Here is an 840-nt window from a genome sequence, read left to right as displayed (position 1 = left end):
CGATATAAGCAAATCTAATCAAAAACAAGTTGCTATATTGATCCGCTTTGCTATTGTAATTAGCAGAGTGGGTATTCAGACCGCTTGTTTAGCCGACCTTTGGCGAAGACCGCTTCGAGTCATCTGAATTAAAATCTTCACTTACTCAGTATGTTTTTCATTCTAGAGTTCAGTGAGTCGGCCATTGGATTCTGATAAGTATGGAAGCACATATATGAGCGATCTATCCAACCTAAAATTTCCATCAGGGCGTTCCGTTAAGCAAGTCAAAATGGATGCGAAACGTCTGAGAAAATCTCAAGACATAACACTTACCGAAGCATTGAATCAATGTGCAAGCGAAAACGGTATAGCATTACCTTGGGACAAGGCCGTAGAACAACTGAAGCGACAAGCTGTATCAGCATCCATTTTGGAAGAACAAATCTATTTGGATAGTCATTTCAAACCGTCTAACGATTATTTTGACTTGGTTAACAAGGCTAGAGGCTTTCCACCTAAAGACACTACTTCATCATTGCAAATCAATCTCAGTTTACTCCCTAGCCATGTGTACGAGACCCTATTATGTCATCCAACATATAACCGATTAATAGAACGTTTTATGCAATTCTCTGACTTTAAATTGGAAGTCAAACACCCAAATAGAACGGCGCGATACAGGGGAGATGATTGGCACGCTGATTTTAAGTTCGATGGATTTTCGGGTGAAGGTTACAAGCCTTACAATATTGTTTGGCTTGAGTTGAAAGCGTGGCTAATGCAGTTTAGCTCCACTCATAGATTTCATGTTTCTGAGCGAATCGACAAACCATCCTATTCCAAATTAGTGACTCAAAC

General features: G+C 39.9%; 1 protein-coding gene. It reads left to right on the top strand.

Annotation, left to right across the window (positions count from 1 at the left end; translation table 11 throughout):
* Window positions 1-214: 214 nt before the first annotated feature.
* The coding region (locus tag IQR33_RS06675) for a hypothetical protein (protein ID WP_193843600.1) at window positions 215-840 on the top strand (626 nt) is incomplete at its 3' end.

The sequence above is a fragment of the Vibrio sp. OPT46 genome (assembly GCF_015163535.1).
Classification (GTDB): Bacteria; Pseudomonadota; Gammaproteobacteria; order Enterobacterales; family Vibrionaceae; genus Vibrio; species Vibrio alginolyticus.
This window is presented reverse-complemented; position numbering and strand designations above follow the sequence as displayed.